Raw genomic sequence first — 21,283 nt, forward strand, 5'->3', positions numbered from 1 at the left:
AATCAAATTAAGAATAAGGAAGGTGAGTCAAAAGTCTGAGAAAGTTATCAATATGTAACTTTAGAAACGCAGATTAACACAAATGACCGCGGATTTAATTTAATCTTTGCGTAAATTAGCGTTAATCTGCGTTTTAATGATGGTTAATTTACTTTATTGACACACCCTCCTTTTCATACCCAACCTACCCTGCCATAAAGTAATAAATATATTACTTCTATAATCTTCACTTTACAGGTTTATTCCGTATTTTTGCGCAATAATAATTAACATCACACATCACATGGCAATGAACTCTGACCAACAAGAAGAACAACTGATCCAATCCGACGACGTCAACGAAGAAAAGAAAGAACGAAATTCGATGTTTCTCCCACACAAAGGTTTTATAGCTACTCCCATTCTACTGGGCATTAATGTGCTCGTTTTTATTCTTATGACTCTCTCCGGTGTCAACCTGTTTGAACCTAAAACCCTCGAACTACTACAATGGGGAGCCGATTTCGGACCACTTACACTAACCGGTAGCTGGTGGCGTACACTTACTTGCAATTTTGTACATATAGGCATCATTCATATTCTGATGAATATGTATGCGTTGGTTTACATCGGTGTGCTGCTCGAACCGATACTCGGAACACGACGTATGTTTGCCGCTTACTTATTAACAGGACTTTGCTCCGCAGTGTCCAGCCTCTTCTGGCATGCCGAAACAATAAGCGCCGGAGCCTCCGGGGCGATCTTTGGTCTATACGGAATATTTCTGGCATTTCTTTGTTTCCATCATATAGAGAAAACACAACGTAATGCATTACTTTCAAGTATATTGATTTTCGTTGGTTACAATCTGATATACGGATTAAAAGAGGGTATAGATAATGCCGCCCATATAGGAGGATTAATCAACGGATTCATTTTAGGTTTCGTCTATATAATGGCACTCAACGAAAAGAGATCAAAGTTGCAAAAATACTATACGATGGGAGGAGAAGCCGGAATCTTATTGATATACCTTATAGGACTTCTGGTCCTCAACAAAAATGTTCCCTCCGACTATCAGGATTTGCGTCACGAATGGGATAGCGGACTCGTACAAGCTTATCTTACCGGTGAATCCAATGAATCGGAAAAGTATGAAAATCAGAAAGAACACCCCATAAGCAAACGTATCACCAGCAAAGATCAACTACCACCTTACGCTCCTTTTACCGCCTCAGATACGTGGTTAAACTTCAGTAGTGAAAAGGCAGGCATACAGCTTCGTTATCCTTCCAACTGGCAGACGGCAGAAACTACCCGCCAGGATAATGAAACAATATTACTTCAACAACGTTGGACCAATGCTGCCAATCACCTTATAATCACTGTTTCACAATATGATACAGACGAAATATACGAATACAATAAAAAATTATCTCTCAGTATTCCACGAAATGCCCAAAATGAGCCATCAGAAGATTATAAGCGCAGTACACTTACAATCAATGGTTTGAATTTTATAAAAACTGACAATATGCAGCATTTCGGTGCACCTGATGAAGAAGGTTATGAAATACTGCAAACTGTTCTTTATTACTTCTCTCCTGAAAAGAAAACAATATATGCGTTCGTTATGCTGATTAATGATGAAGCTGCCCAACAGGATTTAGACGATATGCTTGAAAACGTTCAGTTTACACACCCATAAATATGAGTTCCGGTTATATAAAAACAAAAGCTCCGTTCAAATAAGACGGAGCTTTTGCTTTATATAACCGGCAGAAATTTAGTTCATATAAGAACTAATCTCCAACTTTCATTACCATTCTACTTCTTCCAGGCCATGTCTTCTGTATACCAAAAGCTGGCTTTGAAGCGAATTGATTTCTTTACGCATACTCTCCATCCTTTCCAATAGATGATGAATGGCATCAATACCCTCCATATTGATAGACAGGTCATAATACATACGACTATAACGTTCCACCTCCGGAAGCTGTGACACAAGCAGATAGTGTTCGCCACCTTCGATATGTACTTCAATCAATCCACCCTCCTGTAATAACTCTATAAAAGAGGGCTCAATATGGCATTTGTGACAATATTCACTGACTATAATTAATTCGGTCTGCATAGTGCTGATTTTTTTAGTTCATACTCTGTAATTCCCGGAACAACTCTTTCTGCCTATCTGTCAGATTGGTAGGCACTTTGACATTATAGGTCACTATCAAATCGCCAAATTGTCCTTCTTTCTTATAAACAGGGAAACCTTTCCCCTTCAACCGTACCTTCGTACCGTTCTGTGTTTCAGGTTTCACCTTCAGTTTCACTTTACTGTTCAGTGTATCAACTTCCTGTTCACCTCCCAATACAGCTGTATAAAGGTTCAACGGAATATCGATATAAAGATCATCGCCTAAACGTTTGAACACAGAATCTTCAGGAATCACAAACGTGATATACAAATCTCCGGCAGGCCCACCATTAACGCCTTCACCACCATATCCTTTCAGTTTGATAACCTGTCCATTGGCTACACCAGCAGGAATAGTGATACGTACATTCTTACCATTCACCGTCAATACCTGTTTATGAGTCTCTGCAGCGTCACGAAGAGAGAGATGAAGTTCTGCGTTAAAATCTTGCCCACGGAATCCCGCACTGCTACGGCCTCCTCTACCACGACCTCCAAACATGGATTCAAAGAAATCAGAGAACCCTTCGCCTCCGGTTCCGGAAAATCCCTGACCATCCGAAGAATACCAATACGCATTATCATCACCTCCTCCAAAACCGGAGAATCCACCACTGCCACCAGCCTGTTGCCGAGCACGTTTCTGAGCTTCAAACTCATCGGCATGCTTCCAGTGTTCACCGTATTCATCGTATTTCTTACGCTTCTCCGGGTCACTCAACACCTCATTTGCCTCATTGATCTCCTGAAACTTATCCTTTGCACCTGGATTGTTTGGATTCAAATCCGGATGATACTGGCGGGCTAACTTACGAAAAGCCTTCTTAATATCACTTTGAGAAGCACTTTTGTCTACTCCAAGAATTTTATAATAATCTATATAAGCCATGCTTTTATATATTTAAACGTTCTACTACTTTAAACGTTTACAAATAACACGCCAACACAGCATTTGGATTCATTTTTTAATAAATCTTCAGACTCTACTCTTTATGAAACAAAAATAACCGGAATACGAAACCAGAAACAAGCTCCCTCTCCTTCTTTAGAATCAACGCCAATAGCCCCTCCTAAACGTTCTACAATGACCCGACAAATTGCCAGCCCTAATCCGGTTCCTTTCACAAAAGCATTCAGTTTCACAAAACGCTCAAAGACCAGCTCCAGTTTATCTGCAGCAATGCCCATACCGGTATCTTTACAAAAGAAATATATTTTATCCTTTGCTTCACTTATGCGGTATCCAATAGAAATACTACCCCGCTCAGTGAACTTCATTGCATTACTCATTAAATTAATCATCACCTGAGACAAACGTACCCTGTCTGTATTAATCACACAAGTAGGTGCTTTCTCTATAAAAGAGATCTGCACTTCCGGAGAGTGGTCTTTCTGCTCCATCTGATGGCATATATTGCTCATTAGTTCATTGACATCAGTAACGGAATAGGAGAAATCCATTGTACCTGCTTCAATTTTCGATAGATCCAGAATATCATCAATAAGTTGCAATAACAGTTCGTTGTTTGCAATAATAATCTTCATATACTCCTGTTTCTCTACCGGATCATCTATCTGGCAAATCATATCAGAGAACCCCACAATCGCATTAAGAGGAGTACGTATTTCATGACTCATATTAGCCAGAAAAGCAGATTTTAGCCTATTAGATTCCTCTGCTTTATTTTTCGCCTCCCGCAAGTCTTGTTCTATTTTCAGCTTTTCTGTAATATCTTCAAAACGCAATAGTCCGCCTATCACCTCTTTTCCACCCGTAGCATATACGGGAGTAGCCGTCACTTCAAAATCAACCTTATCGATGCGAATGGTATGACGAACAATTACCCCCTGTTCTATAGCCTCCTTAAATGCACAATGTTCACAGGGTTTATCTCTCAGGGCACTGGTTTGATAACAAATTAATCCCGGAGTATAATGCCGGCCGGATACCAGACTCTTGATGTGCGTTGTCTCCTCCCACTGCACTCTATAAGTTTTATCAATATAGATCAGCCCAAAGTCGATACTCTTTAATGCAAGGCTCTGCTTTTTAATTGCTTCTTCTAACTCTTCTTTAGCTGCCGTAATCTCTCTTTCATATTTTTTCAACTGACTAACGTCCCAACGAGCTACCAACAACCATTTGCCTAATGCTTCCCAAGAAAGAATCGATTTCATTACAATTGTATCGTGTATTACACCATCTGTAGTTGAATACCGCTCTTCAGACCGATAAGGTTTGCCTATTCTGACTAACTCTTCATCAATGTTCCGATAATGTCGCCCTCTCTCCTCTCCATAAATATCATAATCATTGTGCCCTATCGCTTTCTCACGTTTTATCCCCGATTGCACCTCCGATTCTTTATTCCAATAAGCATAACGAAATTCATTCTGAATATCTTTTACCATGATAGGAAAAGGAAGATTATCTAATATATCAGACAGAAAATGACGATAATCCCTGTTTCTCGCAACAATTTTTTTTAAATGGTGAAGTCGATACAATAAATAAAATATGATTATAAATAATATAATCAATAAAATAAAAAGCCATAAGTAACTGTTCATAGGCCCATTGTCAGGGATTAATAGTAGATTGTTTGCCATAAGTTTGCACCTTGATATTTAAGAGGGTAAATATATAAATAAGTTTAGAAAACCACTAATATTTAATCTCTTCTTTTCCGGACATCTTAAAAATTTATATTCTTTAAATCAACGATCAGACAAAGGACCAAATCCCTTATTATTATAAAGATAATAGTTTTCTTTAATATATCTCATTGATACCTTTACTACATTTATGTTCATATATTACATCAAAAACCAGCGCACGTTTAATATTAAAAATAGATCAACAACACTAAATAGTTATTAATAAATCAAAGAATTTGTCTCTAAAGTTAAATTAATCTGCTTTATTTGCATTATACAACTTAACGCATCTTTAACCTTAAGCAAATATTCCCCCAATATGCAGCTAAAACATTGGATATCTATTGTTGTATTCACTCTCTGTGCCATTACCGTACGGGCAGACGAATGGATTCGGATCAATCAGCTTGGCTATCTGCCTGAATCAAAGAAAGTAGCAGTATTCCTAAGTGAAGAAGATGCCAGTGTAAAAGAGTGTTCACTTATCGATCTCTTCACTGGAAAAACGGTATCTACATTTACATCCATCCAGCCAACAGGTACACTTGGGAGTATGAAAAGCACATTTCGAATAGATTTCAGTGATTTTAATCATCCCGGTACCTATTATCTAAAAGCCGGTAATACCCGGTCTCCTTATTTCCCGATAAATAATCAGGTATACAATGGAACAGCCGATTTTTTACTTAACTATATGCGCCAGCAACGTTGTGGTTATAATCCATACCTAAAAGATAGTTGCCATATGGATGACGGATATATCATCTGCCATCCCACCAAAGACGGAACAAAAATTGATGTACGCGGAGGTTGGCATGATGCAGCTGATTATCTTCAATACACTACTACTTCAGCCAATGCCATTTATCAAATGATGTTTGCTTACCAACAAAATCCGGAAGCATTTAGTGATTATTACGATGCGAACGGACACCGAAAGGCGAATGGAATTCCTGATATTGTAGACGAAATAAAATGGGGACTCGACTGGCTAAACAGAATGAATCCGACTACCGGAGAAATGTACAACCAAATTGCCGATGATCGCGACCACGCCAGTATGCGATTGCCCAATCATGACAAGGTAGACTATGGCTATGGCCCCGGAAAAGGAAGACCGGTTTATTTCTGTAGTGGTGAAAAACAGGTGCGCGGTGAATTTACGAATGCAACAACAGGCATAGCCAGCACTGCCGGGAAATTTGCTTCTTGCTTTGCATTAGGTGCCCGAATTTTAAAAGACTTTTATCCGGAATTTGCTCAAGAGATTGAAAAGAAAGCCGATGCCGCCTATGAAGAAGGCATAAAAAAGCCAGGAGTCTGCCAGACTGCCTCTGTCCGTTCGCCCTATATCTACGAAGAAGATAACTGGACAGACGATATGGAGTTGGCAGCTATTGAATTATATAAATCAACCCAAAACAATAGATACCTGCAACAAGCTATAGAATATGGACGACGTGAACCGGTAACTCCCTGGATGGGAGCAGACAGCGCCAGACATTATCAATGGTATCCATTTATGAACATGGGGCATTACTGGTTGGCAAAAACTGAAAACAATACACGGTTGAATGAAGAATTCATCCGCAATATCCGTATCGGACTTCAACGTACTTATGAAAAAGCCCGGCAAAATCCATTCCTATACGGCATCCCTGCTATCTGGTGTTCCAATAATCTTACCACAGCCATGTTAACTCAATGCAGATTGTATAGAGAAGTTACCGGAGATTCTACATACGAAGAGATGGAAGCCTCTCTGCGCGACTGGCTATTTGGTTGTAACCCCTGGGGAAGCAGCATGATTGTAGAACTCCCTTTATATGGGGATTATCCTTCAGAACCTCACTCTTCCTACTTTACTAACAACACAGGAAACGCGACTGGCGGACTTGTTGACGGTCCTGTTTATACCAACATATTCAACAGTTTGAGAGGAGTAAACATTTCCACCGGAGAAACTTATCAACGCTTCCAACCTGGCACAATGGTATACCATGACAGCACACACGACTATTCTACCAACGAACCGACAATGGATGGAACTGCCAGCCTGACCTATTATTTGTCTGCCCTTCAAAAAGAAGGAATGAGACAAGCCCAATCCGACAATGATAAAAACATCTATAGCGAAGGAGGTATTATACGTACTGACCCTTCTCAAAAGCAACTCACACTTATTTTTACAGCAGCCAATAAGGCAGATGGAGCTGATGCCATCATTCGTATATTGAATAAACAGAAAATACAAGGAGCTTTCTTTTTCACCGGTGAGTTTTTTGAACTTTACCCGCAAGTAGTACAAAAACTAAAAGCAGAAGGACATTACATCGGCAGTCATAGTTATGGACATTTACTATATAGCCCCTGGGAGAATCGGGATTCACTCCTCGTCACACGTGAGGAGTTTGAAAAAGATATGCTGAAAAGTTATGAAACACTCAGCGAAGCAGGAATTAAGTACAAAGATGCCCCACTCTACATTCCTCCCTATGAATACTATAATAAAAAGATAGCAGCATGGGCAAAAGCCATGGGTATACAACTTATCAATTTCACTCCGGGGAGTGGCAGCAATGCAGACTATACTACTCCGGATATGAAAAACTACAAAAGCAGTAAAATGATTTATGAAAGAATCATGCAGTTAGAAAAAGAAGAAGGTCTAAATGGACATTTACTGCTAATACACCTTGGAACATCCGACTTGCGAACAGACAAATTCTACAATAATTATTTAGAAACAATGATAAAAGCTCTCAAGAAAAAAGGCTATAGATTTGTTCCCCTACGTACAGCAACAGGAATATAAATAAAGGTACAAAAGGTTAGTTTATTAGGTTATCATGAAAAAGGTTCGTACCTGTGAAGGCCCGAACCTTTGTTTTATAGTTTATCCGATAAATATGTAGTTATCAAAAAAGTAATCACCGGATTTTTTCAAACAGAAATGTAAGAGAGAATATAAACGTTTATTCTGATGTAATCTATTGATTTTTAACGAATATAAACCTCCTGTTTAAAGACAGGCAAGAGTGTACACTTATCCGAGTGTTAATTGTACACTTTTGTCATACTATATTGTACATTCTTACTATGCTAAAGTGTACACTTATGAAGTGACTATGCCTGTATTCACTTTACACATTTTGGTTAATATCTACTGTTTTCCTTCACAGTTTCTTGATTGTTTTACTGTTTCACTTTACACCTTCAGGAATACCTTATTGATTATCTTACCTGCTCGTCTTTCCGATCATAAATCAATACATCCCATAAACAGTGTATTTTTCCAGCTTCTAAATTAGCTATTTATTGACTATCCTGCAAATCATATTATGAAAAACACCGCGGCGGTTCGCCTTAGCGGCTGGAGGCGCGAAGCCTCCAAAGAGCGTTAAGCGGCTACACTTGCTCTCATAGCTTTGGGCGTTTTCATGTTATTGCTCATATGTGGTCGCACATTATTGTAGAAGTCAATGATTTCCGTTATCTTACTTCTAGCTTCAACAATGTCTTTTGGACGTTTCTGACGGTATAGCCACTCCTGTTTAATAATACCATTAACCCGCTCGGCTATCGCATTGTCAGTAGGGTTACTATCTTCCGTCATGCTGATAGAGATTTGCATTTCTTTCAATCTCTCAACATATCTGTTACAACAATACTGTGATCCTCTGTCAGAATGATGAATCAATTTACTGAAATCGGTATCAGGAAACATAGCAATAGCTTGATTAAGTGCTTCTAAAGTGTTATCTGCAACGAGACTACCGGATAGGATCCAACCCACTATTTCATGAGTAAAGGCATCTGTAAGCAAGTGGAGATAGCAAACACCGGCATCTGTTTCAATATAAGTAATATCTGCCACCCATAAACGATTTAAAGTCTTTGGCTTATAGTCTTTTATCAGGTTTTTATACTTCCGATAGTTATGGTTGGAGTTGGTAGTATGACGCCTTTTCAAAGGAGAAAGCATGAGACCTTTGCGACGGAGCAGGTTATAAAAACTGTCCCGCCCCATCAACTTCCCCTCATATACTTCCTTTAGGATCAGAAATAACTTATAGGCACCAATACCGGATGCTGATGACCTGATTTCGCGTACAAGTTGGGCGACTTTGACCTCCGTGAGAATACGGTCTGAAAGTACTTGCGTACTTACTGAATAATGCCCTTCTCTACTCTTACCAAACAGTGAGCACAGGCTTCCGATGGAAATCTTTGGATGCCTGTGCCGAAGGGTATTTACTGCTTGGCGCCAGCTTTTTTTAATAAATCGATGCCGTATTCTTCACGACCGATTTTTAAGACTTCAGACAGAGCCTCATTGCGAAGTTCGGAGTATTCCAAAGCTTTACGAAGACGAAGTAACTCCGCCTGCAACTCTTCTTCCTTAGATAAGGAAGAGGTTACTTGGGACTTTTTTTCTTTCGCTTTGCGCATCGTTTCTATTTGAGATAATAAATCCTGGGACAAAGATAAGTCTTTTGCAGACAATATCAAGGCTTTTTCCCATCTGTAAATACTCCCATGAACCAAACCATCTCGCTGCTCGATGAAATATTTGGTCAAACCAGAACGATAATAATCACTTAATACTTTAAGTTTAAAATCTAAACTATACCTACAACGAGGAGATACTTTACTTGCCATATGAATTTTTATAATGTTAAAACGGTGTAAAGTAAAACTGTATTAAGTCAAAGCAAGCCCAAAGGGTTAAAAAAACACATTAACAATATTAACAAACCGGCTATTTGTCAGACGAACCTGTTTTATTCTCCCTCGCTCAAAAATAAGTTATTATCAGATATTTAGCAGATGAATAAATTGGTCAATATCCTCTTCTGTTGTATCAAATGAGGTGACAAGGCGAATTTCATTATTCTCTTCATTCCAAAAATAGAAGAAATAGGATTGAAGCATCTTGTCTATTACCGGACGAGGCATCGTCAAAAACAATTGATTGCTCTGCATCTTTTGAGTAAAACAAACACCCGGAAAATCTTTCAAAGCTTCATAAAGTCTACGAGCCATGGCATTGGCATGAGAAGCGTTCTTCAGCCAAAGTTCATTCGTCAGATAAGCGGTAAACTGGCAAGAGAGATAACGCATTTTTGAAGCTAATTGTGCCGACTGTTTCCGTACAAATCTTGCTTCTGCTTTTAATGTATCATCAAAGATAACGACACACTCTCCCATCATCAAACCGTTTTTGGTTCCACCGAAACTAAGAACATCAATGCCACAATCTACCGTCAATGCTTTCAGAGAGAGATTGAGGGCAGCACAAGCATTTGCAATACGTGCACCATCCATATGAACGCGCATTCCATACTGATGTGCCAGTGAGGTAATAGCTTTTAATTCTTCAGGTGTGTAAACAGTACCCAGTTCGGTACACTGAGAGAGATAAACAGCACCTGGCTGTGAGTGGTGCTGATCTCCAAAACCGTGAAGATAAGGAAGAATAAGTTCAGGGCTAAGTTTGCCATCCGGTGTAGCTACCGGGCGAATCTGACAACCGGTCATCTTTACCGGAGCACCACATTCATCCACATATATATGGGCTGTTTCAGCACAAAGAATTGAATGGTAAGACTTTGTCATCAGTTGCAAAGCAACCACATTACTTCCCGTACCATTGAATACAAACAGAGGTTCACAATCGGCAGTAAAGGTTTCTTTAATTTTCCGGACCGCTTCTTCTGTCCATGGATCATCACCATAACCCAGTGCATGATTCCGGTTAGCCTGCATCAATGCTTCCATCACAGCAGGATGCACACCGGAATTATTATCAGAGGCAAAACTTCTCATAGTCTTTTTGAATAAAATTTTCTGCAAAGGAATAAAATTATTCTCAGAAAAAGGATGCCTCTAAATAAAGATTTATAAAGAAAGAGCTACTTTTATCCCGATTGAAAAAAGTAGCTCTCCTTTATTATCCTAAAAACAACTCACACTCAATGTGTAAATGAAACCGGTAATTTCAACTCTTCACCTTTTTGTCCTATAATAAAACCTTTATTGTTCCACACACGGAGATACCCTCCGATATTATTATTAATAAACAACAGACGGAATGCATGTTTTCCTTGCTGCAAAGCAAGGGAAGTCCGGCTATGAGAATGACGTATCAGCTTACCATCATTGCTCAATACAACTTTCCCGTCTACCTGAAGTTCATCCATTTCGGTTGACAAATAATAGACTCCATCACAGGGAACCTCAAAATATCCAGAATAACAAAATGCCCCTTTATCTTCCAAAACCGGTTTTAATTCGAAATCCGTTACTGCCTTAGACTCTTTCCATACAGCATTTTCTGTATCCTTTACATAATAAAAATCTCCATCGGCATGCGCCAACTGTATGCCGGGTTTCGTATCATCTTTGTATGCCGGAAGTAAATTTTCTTTCACCACTTCAATCACCCGGGTTCTGCTCATCTTGCCCGAAGGCAAAAAAGTAGCAATACGTATCACTTGATTATCACTGACAATAATAGGGTCATTGTAAACTGTCGAGTGTATCGTTGGTTCACTTCCATCCAGCGTATAGACCATTGGCAGATTACGACTGTTCGAAAAGCTCAGTGTATCTGTTCCGACAATAGCAACACGATCTGCCATCGGACCTTCCGGCAGTGGAATATGATAATTGATGTGATGTTCATCCAGACGTACCAACTGGTTATTTAACCTGCGTTCAAAGGAGGCATAATCCTTCTTCTCCAAAGGAGTCCAGGTCAGTTCGGCTACTGCCAGTATTCTGGGATAAAGCAGGTATTCGGTATAATCCGGAGTAGTGGCATATTCCGTCCACATATTACCCTGGGCACCCAGAACATGGGAACGTAAATCTGTCGGTATTTTCTCCGAAGCAGGATTATAGTTATATGTTTTGCTCAGTAGTGTTGTAAAATTAATCGCAATAGGTTCTACCTCAATATTACCCTGCCCAAAATCAAGATACAACCATTTGGCAGGAGTCATGATGACATCATGTCCCATAGAGGCGGCTTCTATTCCCCCCTCTTCTCCACGCCATGACATCACTGTAGCCGTAGGAGCCAAACCTCCTTCAAGTATCTCGTCCCAGCCTATCATACTCTTTCCGTGTTCAAGAAGTACTTTCTCAATACGATGTACAAAATAACTTTGCAGTCCATGTGCATCTTTCAACTTCTCATCCCGTATGCGTTTCTGACATTTCGGACAAGCATTCCATTTCTTTTTCGGACATTCATCTCCTCCGATATGGAAGTATTTTCCCGGAAACAATGGGATCACCTCTTCCAATACATCTTCAAGAAACTTAAAAGTCTGCTCATTGCCCGCACAATACACATTTTCCTCTACTCCCCATTTGTTTCTAAGCTGAAAAGGACCTCCGGTACAAGACAACTCCGGATAAGCAGTCAAAGCAGCCAAGGCATGCCCCGGTAACTCTACTTCCGGGATAACAGTAATAAACCGTTCGGCAGCATAAGCCACTACCTCTCTTATTTGTTCCTGTGTATAGTAACCTTGATGAATGGTACCATCGGCATTGTGACGGATAGAACCTATTTCAGTCAGTTTCGGATATTTCTTTATTTCAATCGTCCACAAATGATCATTCGTAAGGTGCCAATGGAAACGATTTATCTTAAACATTGCCATCACGTCCAATTGTTTTTTCACAAAATCCACATCATGAAAGTGCCGACTAACATCAAGCATCATTCCCCGATAAGGATAAGCCGGTTCATCCTCTATTACAACACAAGGAAGTGTCCATGCAACATCTTTCACCGGTTCTTCACTTTCAATCTCTGCAGGCAGAAGTTGCATTACTGTCTGCATAGCATAGAAGATACCGTGTGCAGACTTTGCCTGAACAGAGATTTCACGGGAAGTAACAATGAGCTTATATCCCTCGTCCTTCATACTTAAAGCTGGATTCAGAGTCAATCGGATACAGTTATCTTTTGCTTCTTTCACAATATCAGGACGATGTCCGGTAGAGTGTTGTATCTTTTCCGCAAAATAGCCGGCAACCGTTTTTAGACTATCATTATCAGTAACAAAAGCAGTTTGAGATGTTAATGTAAATTCACCGGTTTGTTGCTCTATCATTTTAGGCTCGGGCACAATATGAAGCCCTTCATTGTAAGATTTCACTTCATTTTTGTTCTCACAGGAGAATAATGCCACCAAGACAAAGAGTATCAGATAAAAAGATTTAATTCGCATATATTCTAAGTTTTATTGATAATAACAATTCATTTAATTTTCTCCATAATTGATACGGACATTGATAATTCCTAAATTGTCTACAGGAACTTCCAAAGATTGGTATCCTTTTTTCCTAAAAACCAAAATCTCATGGTTTCCCGCATCAATCCGATACTGCCCTTTATCATCACTCTGCCCCAATAGTTTTCCTGAACTCCCGGCATAGATATTCACACCAGCAATCAGAGTAGCCTGTACATCACGCACTTCACCATGAATAGAAATATTCTTGCTACTTTTAGCTACTTTCATACCTTCAGCAGAAGCCGAACGTTCAAAATCACCTACTATCACCGTCTTGCTTTGAAGGATGTTGTCAGAAGCAGTTCCTACCTGCAATTCGAACTCACCGGGTTCAACTATCCTCCTGTTTCCGGCATCAACAATATACAAATCTTTCACGGCAACTTTCAACCGGACAGTCCGGGTACTTCCAGCCTCAACCAATACCTTTTCAAAATCACGAAGCTGCTTAACAGGAGTGACCACCGTACTCACTTTGTCACGCACATACAATTGAACCACTTCCTTACCACTTCTTTTCCCAGTATTTTTTATATCCACTTTTACATATATCGTGTCAGTTGGATCATAGTGTTCCTTATCCGTTTCCATAGACTTGTATACAAAGGATGTATAAGTAAGCCCATGCCCAAATGCCCACAAAGGATCGGGACTGGAGAAAACATAATCTCTCCCCGGAGTTTCATAACTTCCGGGATTTTTATAAAAACCTTTGTCAGAAGGAAGATAGTCATAATAAACAGGCAAATGTCCCGTACTCTGGGGGAAAGAAAAAGTAAGCCTGCCCGAAGGAGAAATTTTGCCAAAAAGGATATCAGCAATCGAATTTCCGGCTTGTTCTCCTGCATACCATTGTGTCAAAATGGCCGGTATATGTTTCTTTTCCCAGGAAATAGTAAAAGGTTTACCGGTTACTAAGACCAACACTACAGGTGTTCCGGTTTCATACACCTCTTTTATCAACTGGCTCTGTGCGCCGGTTAGGTTCAAGTCATTCAAGTCAAATCCCTCTCCGCAAGTGGAGCTTTTATAATCACGAGCCAAAGCGGCACTGGCGCTACCACAAAAAACAATAGCTACTTCACTTTGCCGGGCTACCTCAACTGCCTTCTTTATCCCACTGGTGTCCAAAGAGACCAGACTACACCCTTTTTCATAACGCACCGTTACTTTGTCCCCCAACAGCTGTCTGATTCCAGCCAATGGAGTCATTCCGTCTTTATTATTACGGCTCCATGTATAATCACCGAATTGCACCTGGTCGGCATTAGGTCCGATTACTGCTACCGATCTTAACTTTTCGGCATTTAGTGGCAAGAGCCCGTTTTCATTTTTCAGTAATACTACAGATTCGTCTGATATCTCTTTTGAAAGCTGCACTCCTTCCTGCGGATGCATTTTGCAATGAGCGTATCGTTCACCATAAGGATCTTCAAAAAGCCCCATTTTAAACTTCACATACAATACCCGGCGGACAGATTCATTCAGAATCTCTTCATCCAGTTTACCTTCTTTAATAAGATCAGCCAATAGCGGATAGCAGTTACTGGAAGCTTCTACGTCAAGTCCGGCAGTAAAGGCCTGCATGGCTGCTTCTTCCGAATTATGAGCCGTATAATGCAATGTTTTCAACATTTCAATCGCTCCCCAATCAGAATATACATATCCCTTAAATCCAAACTGATTACGAAGTACCTCAGTTAATAAATAATGAGAAGCAGAATTAGGAATACGGTTCCATGAATTATAGGTAGACATTACCGCCAGGACAGATGTATTCCGAATCACCATTTCAAAAGGTTTAAGATATACCTCGTGTAAATCACGGAGCCCGCATTCTACAGAAGCCAAATTCAAACCACTAAGAGGGTTGCCGTGTGGTCCGTAATGTTTCAGCATTGGCGAAATGCCATTATCCATATATCCCTTTACTTCTGCAATTCCAAACAGACCACAAAGAATCGGGTCCTCTCCAAAAGATTCCTCCACACGCCCCCAGCGTAAATCGCGTACTACGTCAATGCAAGGAGCCAGTACCTGATGCATCCCCTGGGCATGCAGATCTTTCGTTATCATTGCAGCTTTACGATAAGCCAGTTCCGGAGAGAACGTACTACCAAGAGCCACATTCTGAGGATAGATGACAGAACCTTCATGTACAGAACCATGCAACGACTCCGCAACTGTAAATACAGGTATACCAAGCCGGGTATTCTCTACCATAAACTTCTGTACTAATTGCATATTTTTCCGGCAATTTGCACCTGTAAGCGGAAAACCCTCTACAAATCCCCAACTCATTCCTTTAGAAAAGGCTTTCAGTTTCTCTGTATCCAATGTTTGTCCATTGAATATATTCCAGGAATGGATATGTCTGATCTGTGCAACCTTCTCTTCCAGAGTCATACGACTTAAAAGATCATTCACTCTCTCCTCTATGGGCAGGTTGGGTTGCTTATAAGGAAGTTCCTGAGCAAACACAGATATTCCCGACAGGAATAAACTACTGCAAAATAACAACCGGGATATACTCATTTTTATCATCATATACTTGTTTTTCAATTTTTCTGACAATTTTGTTCTATTTCGGTATGGTAACGTTTATATAGATCTTCAACAACGGCTATGGTTCCTTCAGGATTCACCCGCGAAAGATAAGTTGAATTAGTAAGTACCCATTCCTGTTCCATTTTGGAATAATCCGGATACGGCAGTTTCTTTCCATATAGCAAACTGGTTTTGTATGTCACATAAGCCTCCCAGCGAGGAAGATAAAAATCGATCAATAAACCACTCCATTCTTTGTTAGCATAGTCGTGCAAATCCGAATCAGTATCCGTCCAGGTCGTAATCAGCCTCTTGGCATTGGTAACAAAGCGTCTCTTCTCTTCCGGTGTCCCCCCTGCCTTTTCTGCTTCTGCCAGCCACGTACCCAACATAAACTCCTTACGCGTAGATAGCAACCGGTCTTCATCCTTTATAATATTCAGGAACTTGCCACTATATTCCATAAAACGTTCTTTGTCTTTTTTCTGAAATGCCAGCACCATTCTTTCATGTAGATATTTGGCATAATCGGACAAAACCTGACGAGTGACATCCGTTAAATCGTATTCATACGTATCCGAATGATTAAATCTCTTACGCGATTGATAAAGAAGATCCCACGCTTTTACCACCTTCATCGGATCATAAAACATCACGGCATTTCCCCAGGTAGATACATGCTGAATGGTATCAGAAGGACGGGCACAGATATAAGACTCTACAGGACCTCCCAACTCATTATGACATTCGTAGATTGTTTCGGATAATAATTTCCAGGCCTTGTTACAATTGTTATCCTCTGTCCCATACCGATAATAGGTGTAATTGTCAAGCCATTGAGGAATATGAATGCTGTCCGTTCGCCAGGCCATATCATACACCATATCATAGACAACCGGGATGGTCCCTATTCCTTCGGGAGCCGTGCCAATACCACTTATGTTTTTCCCCATCGGATGGTGTTTGGCAAAGACTGGTCCTGACGCATAACTACTCATCTTACCATGCAATCCTGTTTTTCCTCCGAAATTGGGCAGAGCGCACCATATCCATTGATGATTCCAATGTCCTTCCGGCTTGTAGAACATGGAAGTTTTAACTCCCCCCCATTGCGGGCGTTCGCAAGCCATCAAATCCAGAATAATGGTTTCACCGGGCTTCACCCCCTCCATTAACTCTTTTACCGGATTGTGTTGCCATCCCTGTAATACCCACACAGCCTGCGGATTTACTTTTCGCATAGCCTGTAATATCTTTTGCGCAGCAAGTTTCACATTAATTCCCTCAGAGGTTCCTCCCTCATGAAAAGGGTCTCCACCAAAAAACTGTGCTTCACCGAATAGATTCTTTTGCTCTTCATAATAGATAGCAGCAAGTTTATCAAAAAGCGGATCGGTAGGATCCAGAAATGCAGGCCGTTGGTAAGTACCCCATATCCCCTGATCTTTAATGCGGGCATCAGGAAATTTTTCTTTCAATGTATTCGGAACCATACCATAGAATCCCTGAAACACGGGCTTCATTCCCAACTCCCTCATTCGCTTCAACATCTTCTGCTGCAAATCGGTCTGCCGTGCTATAAATTCCGGAGTTACCGGACCACCAAAACCTTCAAGATTTCCCATTAACCACCAGGCTTCATAACCTGCTCCCGGCAAAAACTTGCGTATGTCATCTTCACTGAAGTTTAATCTCCGCAACGTATTCTGCCATACCGCATACTGACTATACACAGCCATCAGCGGCATATTGATACCTTGAAGTGCCATTCTGTCTATCTCTTTCTCCCATTGTTCCCAATCCCAAAAAGCCATGGAATAACTGTATGTACAGTAATTCAGATAATAACGATAGGGAAAAGAAGCCGTAACTCTCACTTTTTCTCTAACCGGTGGCAAGGGCACGGGTAACTCTGATAAGTTATTGCCACACCACGAAACCGATTTGTGGCAATAATTCCTCAAATAATGATTCAATCCCCGCGCTATAGATACACCATTATTCCCCCTGATGATAATTCTATCATCTGCAGCCTGCTCCAGTTCAAAGAAGTCGGAATCCGAAGAAAGCTTCTCGAAGACGAAGGAAGAAGAATTATTGTCCGGCAATAACCGTTCTGCTAATTCACTAACAGGTTGATCAGATTCAGTAGACATTGAACATCCATACATTACCATGGATGTAAAAAAGAGTAAGAGGATTCTTCGCATCAGCATATATTTTAATTAATTAAGATCATGCAAGTGTCTCTACGAGATATTTTTACTCGTAAGGGGGAGAGACCTGCTATCGGACAACTATTATTTTTAGAACTTCACATCTACAAAAACGGGATAATGATCGGACACAGTAGCTGTATCCACACTCTTACCATCCACCGAAACAGTACGTAAAATGTGTGTCCAGAGAACTTTTATTTTTGAAGCTTTTCTGTTTTTCAGCAACAGGACATAATCAATTAGAGCTCCGGAGTCTGTTCGTCCCGGGATAGAATTTCCTGTAGTATCACTAATAATATCAAAGTACTTTATCCACGCCGGGAATGCAACACCACCATTGGGCCAGCGATGAGAATCATTCAAGTCACCGGCAAGAAATACCGGTTTACTTTTTTTCCCGATCCAATCGCAAACTATTTGAGCTCCTTCCCTACGCTTTTCGTCATTCAGGTCTGAGTGTGTACCTATAAATATAAAATTTTTCAATTCCACTGCTACCGCTGCCCGGGTTTCATCACCAGGTAAATGAATGACCTGTATCCCCTTAACGGGCAGTGTATTCTTTATCAATACTCCACAGCCTATACTACCTCCGTCAAACGGAGCCGCACTGCCATAATAAGGTACATATCCGCTACCAGCTGCATCAGCAATTTCTTTCAACAGATAACGCGCCCCTCTACCTACAGCAGCACTATCCAACTCTTGCAAAGCAACCACATCCGCATCCAAAGCCTTTATCACTTTACCAAGATTCTCAATATTATCCTTGGTCAACTCACCCGGATCTGTAGCTCCTTTACAATAATGAGTATTGTAAGTTAATATCCTTATTGCCTTCTTTTCCTTTGGAAATGTTTGTGCAGATAAAGTCACCATAAAAAGGACCGACATAAAAAATGAAACAACTATCTTTAGCATAATATTAAATATTTAAGTCACAATAAATCAAACGGACTGAAGCATTCGTGTTACTACTTTATAAACTTTTGATTATAAACCATGTGTCCACCTGTTGCATGTAAAGTCAAAAAGTAAGTTCCCTTTTGTAACTGCCCAATAGGTATAAGTTGACGATTCTCATTCACGCTTCCAATATTGATACAGCCACCTGAAATAGAATATATTTTATAAGAGAAATCGCCTTCCATACACTTGTCAACATACAAACTATTTTCTTTTTGGATAATAAAAAATGAATCTTCTTCCAAGTCACTTATTCCTACTGATTTATTGTCTCTGATATCAAGAATAACAGGTACATGGTCCGATGCATACTCTACCAGTATCTGAGTTGGTTCATTGGGGATTTGCAGCATACCTCTCACCGCATGGGTTGATACGACCGAATACTGACTTTCTCCGTTGTAAGCATGATACAAAATATAATCTATAGTATTTTTATTATTCGGATTGCTGATTGTATATTCTGTTGTACTAAATAAATCCCATGTATCATTAAAGTAATTTGTAAAAGCTCCCCCATTCCATCGATGAGAATCATTCAAGTCTCCAGCTAAAAAAGAAGGTTTACGCATATATTCCAATTCATTATTGATAATACCGGCACTAATGATTCTCTGCTCATCATTCAAATCCAAATGTGTACACATGAAATAAAAACGGTCGGTCATAATGCGAAGCATTAAACGATCCTTATTCTTAATCGGAGGATTGGAACCGTACACTGTTCCCGGCAACTTATATTTACGGACCTGCAACACTGGATATTTCTTTTTTATTAAAATACCCAATCCATAATTTCCCACGTCAGCCAAATCACTCATTCCATAAATAACCTCGTAGTCTATGCCAGAAGCCTTTTGAATCTCTTCCAGTAAGAAACGTTTATTTATATTGCCACTATCCAATTCCTGTAAAGCAACAACATCCGGATCAAGTGCCTTGATTATCTTCCCAATCCGTTCCGTATTCTGCTTATCGGTTTTACTTCCATCCTGATATCCGTCAAACCCTCTACAATAAGCTACATTATAAGTCATCATACGTATGACTCCCGGCTCTTTGGAATATGTCTGAGCAGACAACGTAATAACAGACAGAACGAATACTAATGTTGATATCACTTTTTTAACCATCACATCCAGAGTTATCATATTTCTATAAATTATTTACCAAACTTATACATCACTAAGTGATTGCTACAAGCAGAGTTACAGTATCCATCGAAGTCATATCATTAAAATACAACTCCAAAGTAGTTTTATTCCTAATATAAGCTCCGCTCTACCGTTAATTCTTCATTATTTTTTCTACAATATATTTATTGCCAATTATAATCTTTACCAAATAAATTCCTTTGTTCAAACCAGATAAACTTACTCTATCAGTGTTTTCACCATATACCTCTTTTATTTTTTGTCCGGTGATTTGATATATTTCTACGTTATCAATATCTTCTGAAGACAAAATTGTTATAGACTCATGTTCTGAATCATAGTACAATTGAACATTTTTCTTCACTTGGTCTGTTATTCCGGTTGCACCCGGTAATTCTACATCTACAAAAACCGGATAATGATCAGAAACATCTTTTAGATCCACATTTGATCCGTTTATTGTTAAACTCCTTACAATATGCGTATCAACCACTTTTATTCCGGAGTTGTTATAATCCCGAAAAAGGACATAATCGATAAGTGCACTATTATCTGTCCTGCCCGGAATCGAATTACCCTCCGTATCACTCGCTATTTCAAAACAATTCATTAAAGTAGGAAATGCAATTCCACCATTTCCCCAACGATGTGAATCATTCAGGTCACCGGCCAGAAAAACCGGTTTACGAATGTAATCTAATTCAGTACTGATAATCCCCGCTCCCTGAATACGTTTATTATCATTCAAATCGAAATGAGTGCTCATAAAGACAAAATCTTCAAAATCCGTTCTGACCACTACTCTAGGCTCATCACCCGGCAAAGGAATTTTTTTCACTTTAGTTATAGTCAAATCCTTTTTTACCAATGTACCACATCCTATACTACCTCCATCGTAACTAGCCGCTTTGCCGTAAACCGGAGTATAATCAAGCCCTGTAGCTTGTGCTATTTCATTTAATAAATAACGTTTTCCACGACTATTAGCCGCACTGTCTAATTCCTGTAAAGAAACGATATCTGCATCAAGCGTTTTAATCACAAGAGCAAACCGTTGTGTATTATAACTATTGATATTTCCTGGATCAGTACCTCCTTTACAATAATGCGAATTATAAGTAAGCAATCGTATTACATTAGCCTTTTTAGGATAAGTCTGAGCAACAATGTTTAAACAAAAGCATAAGGCTCCAACTAAAAGAAGTAGATATTTTTTCATAATCGTTTCTTTATTTTAGAAGATATATC

14 protein-coding genes are annotated in these 21,283 nt (G+C 39.7%); 2 read left to right on the forward strand and 12 right to left on the reverse strand.

Features of this window, described 5'->3' with window-relative positions; genetic code table 11:
• Positions 1-283 precede the first annotated feature (283 nt).
• Complete coding sequence (locus K8P02_RS12785; protein WP_025866987.1) at positions 284-1,687, forward strand: rhomboid family intramembrane serine protease; 1,404 nt, start codon at positions 284-286, stop codon at positions 1,685-1,687.
• A gap of 111 nt (positions 1,688-1,798) precedes the next feature.
• Here the strand turns inward: K8P02_RS12785 and K8P02_RS12790 are convergent, their stop codons facing one another.
• The 3 genes from K8P02_RS12790 to K8P02_RS12800 form a co-directional block, all read right to left on the reverse strand.
• Positions 1,799-2,113: a chaperone modulator CbpM gene (locus K8P02_RS12790; protein ID WP_007486130.1), complete on the reverse strand. Its 315-nt coding sequence runs from the start codon at positions 2,111-2,113 to the stop codon at positions 1,799-1,801.
• A 13-nt stretch (positions 2,114-2,126) separates the two neighbouring features.
• Positions 2,127-3,065, reverse strand: a complete 939-nt coding sequence (locus K8P02_RS12795; protein ID WP_025866986.1) for a DnaJ C-terminal domain-containing protein — start codon at positions 3,063-3,065, stop codon at positions 2,127-2,129.
• Positions 3,066-3,166: 101 nt separating this feature from the next.
• A complete protein-coding gene (locus K8P02_RS12800) occupies positions 3,167-4,786 on the reverse strand; it encodes a PAS domain-containing sensor histidine kinase (RefSeq protein ID WP_195350234.1) in 1,620 nt (539 codons plus the stop codon).
• 367 nt (positions 4,787-5,153) lie between these two features.
• Here K8P02_RS12800 and K8P02_RS12805 point away from each other — a divergent pair, with 367 nt between their 5' ends.
• A complete protein-coding gene (locus K8P02_RS12805; RefSeq protein WP_002560938.1) occupies positions 5,154-7,649 on the forward strand; it encodes a glycoside hydrolase family 9 protein in 2,496 nt (831 codons plus the stop codon).
• A gap of 585 nt (positions 7,650-8,234) precedes the next feature.
• Here the strand turns inward: K8P02_RS12805 and K8P02_RS12810 are convergent.
• The 9 genes from K8P02_RS12810 to K8P02_RS12850 form a co-directional block, all read right to left on the reverse strand.
• On the reverse strand, positions 8,235-9,131 hold the full coding sequence (locus tag K8P02_RS12810; RefSeq protein ID WP_317197245.1) for an IS3 family transposase: 897 nt from the start codon (positions 9,129-9,131) through the stop codon (positions 8,235-8,237).
• The gene (locus K8P02_RS12815; RefSeq protein WP_002558726.1) at positions 9,089-9,496 is read right to left on the reverse strand and encodes a hypothetical protein; all 408 of its coding nucleotides are present in this window, start codon (positions 9,494-9,496) and stop codon (positions 9,089-9,091) included. Before K8P02_RS12815 ends, K8P02_RS12810 begins: the two co-directional genes overlap by 43 nt.
• A gap of 153 nt (positions 9,497-9,649) precedes the next feature.
• Complete coding sequence (locus K8P02_RS12820) at positions 9,650-10,663, reverse strand: threonine aldolase family protein (protein WP_025868026.1); 1,014 nt, start codon at positions 10,661-10,663, stop codon at positions 9,650-9,652.
• A gap of 146 nt (positions 10,664-10,809) precedes the next feature.
• Positions 10,810-13,083 carry a family 20 glycosylhydrolase gene (locus tag K8P02_RS12825; RefSeq protein WP_002560935.1) on the reverse strand — a complete coding sequence of 758 codons (2,274 nt, stop codon included), beginning with the start codon at positions 13,081-13,083 and terminating at the stop codon, positions 10,810-10,812.
• 33 nt (positions 13,084-13,116) lie between these two features.
• A complete protein-coding gene (locus tag K8P02_RS12830) occupies positions 13,117-15,696 on the reverse strand; it encodes a glycoside hydrolase family 3 C-terminal domain-containing protein (protein ID WP_394369060.1) in 2,580 nt (859 codons plus the stop codon).
• Between the two features lie 11 nt (positions 15,697-15,707).
• The gene (locus K8P02_RS12835; RefSeq protein ID WP_025868024.1) at positions 15,708-17,906 is read right to left on the reverse strand and encodes an alpha-N-acetylglucosaminidase; all 2,199 of its coding nucleotides are present in this window, start codon (positions 17,904-17,906) and stop codon (positions 15,708-15,710) included.
• A gap of 96 nt (positions 17,907-18,002) precedes the next feature.
• A complete protein-coding gene (locus K8P02_RS12840; protein WP_025868023.1) occupies positions 18,003-18,836 on the reverse strand; it encodes an endonuclease/exonuclease/phosphatase family protein in 834 nt (277 codons plus the stop codon).
• 53 nt (positions 18,837-18,889) lie between these two features.
• A complete protein-coding gene (locus tag K8P02_RS12845) occupies positions 18,890-20,032 on the reverse strand; it encodes an endonuclease/exonuclease/phosphatase family protein (RefSeq protein ID WP_002560931.1) in 1,143 nt (380 codons plus the stop codon).
• A gap of 136 nt (positions 20,033-20,168) precedes the next feature.
• Complete coding sequence (locus K8P02_RS12850; protein WP_025868022.1) at positions 20,169-21,254, reverse strand: endonuclease/exonuclease/phosphatase family protein; 1,086 nt, start codon at positions 21,252-21,254, stop codon at positions 20,169-20,171.
• Positions 21,255-21,283: the final 29 nt, after the last annotated feature.

The sequence above is a fragment of the Bacteroides nordii genome (assembly GCF_019930665.1).
GTDB classification, from domain to species: Bacteria; Bacteroidota; Bacteroidia; order Bacteroidales; family Bacteroidaceae; genus Bacteroides; species Bacteroides nordii.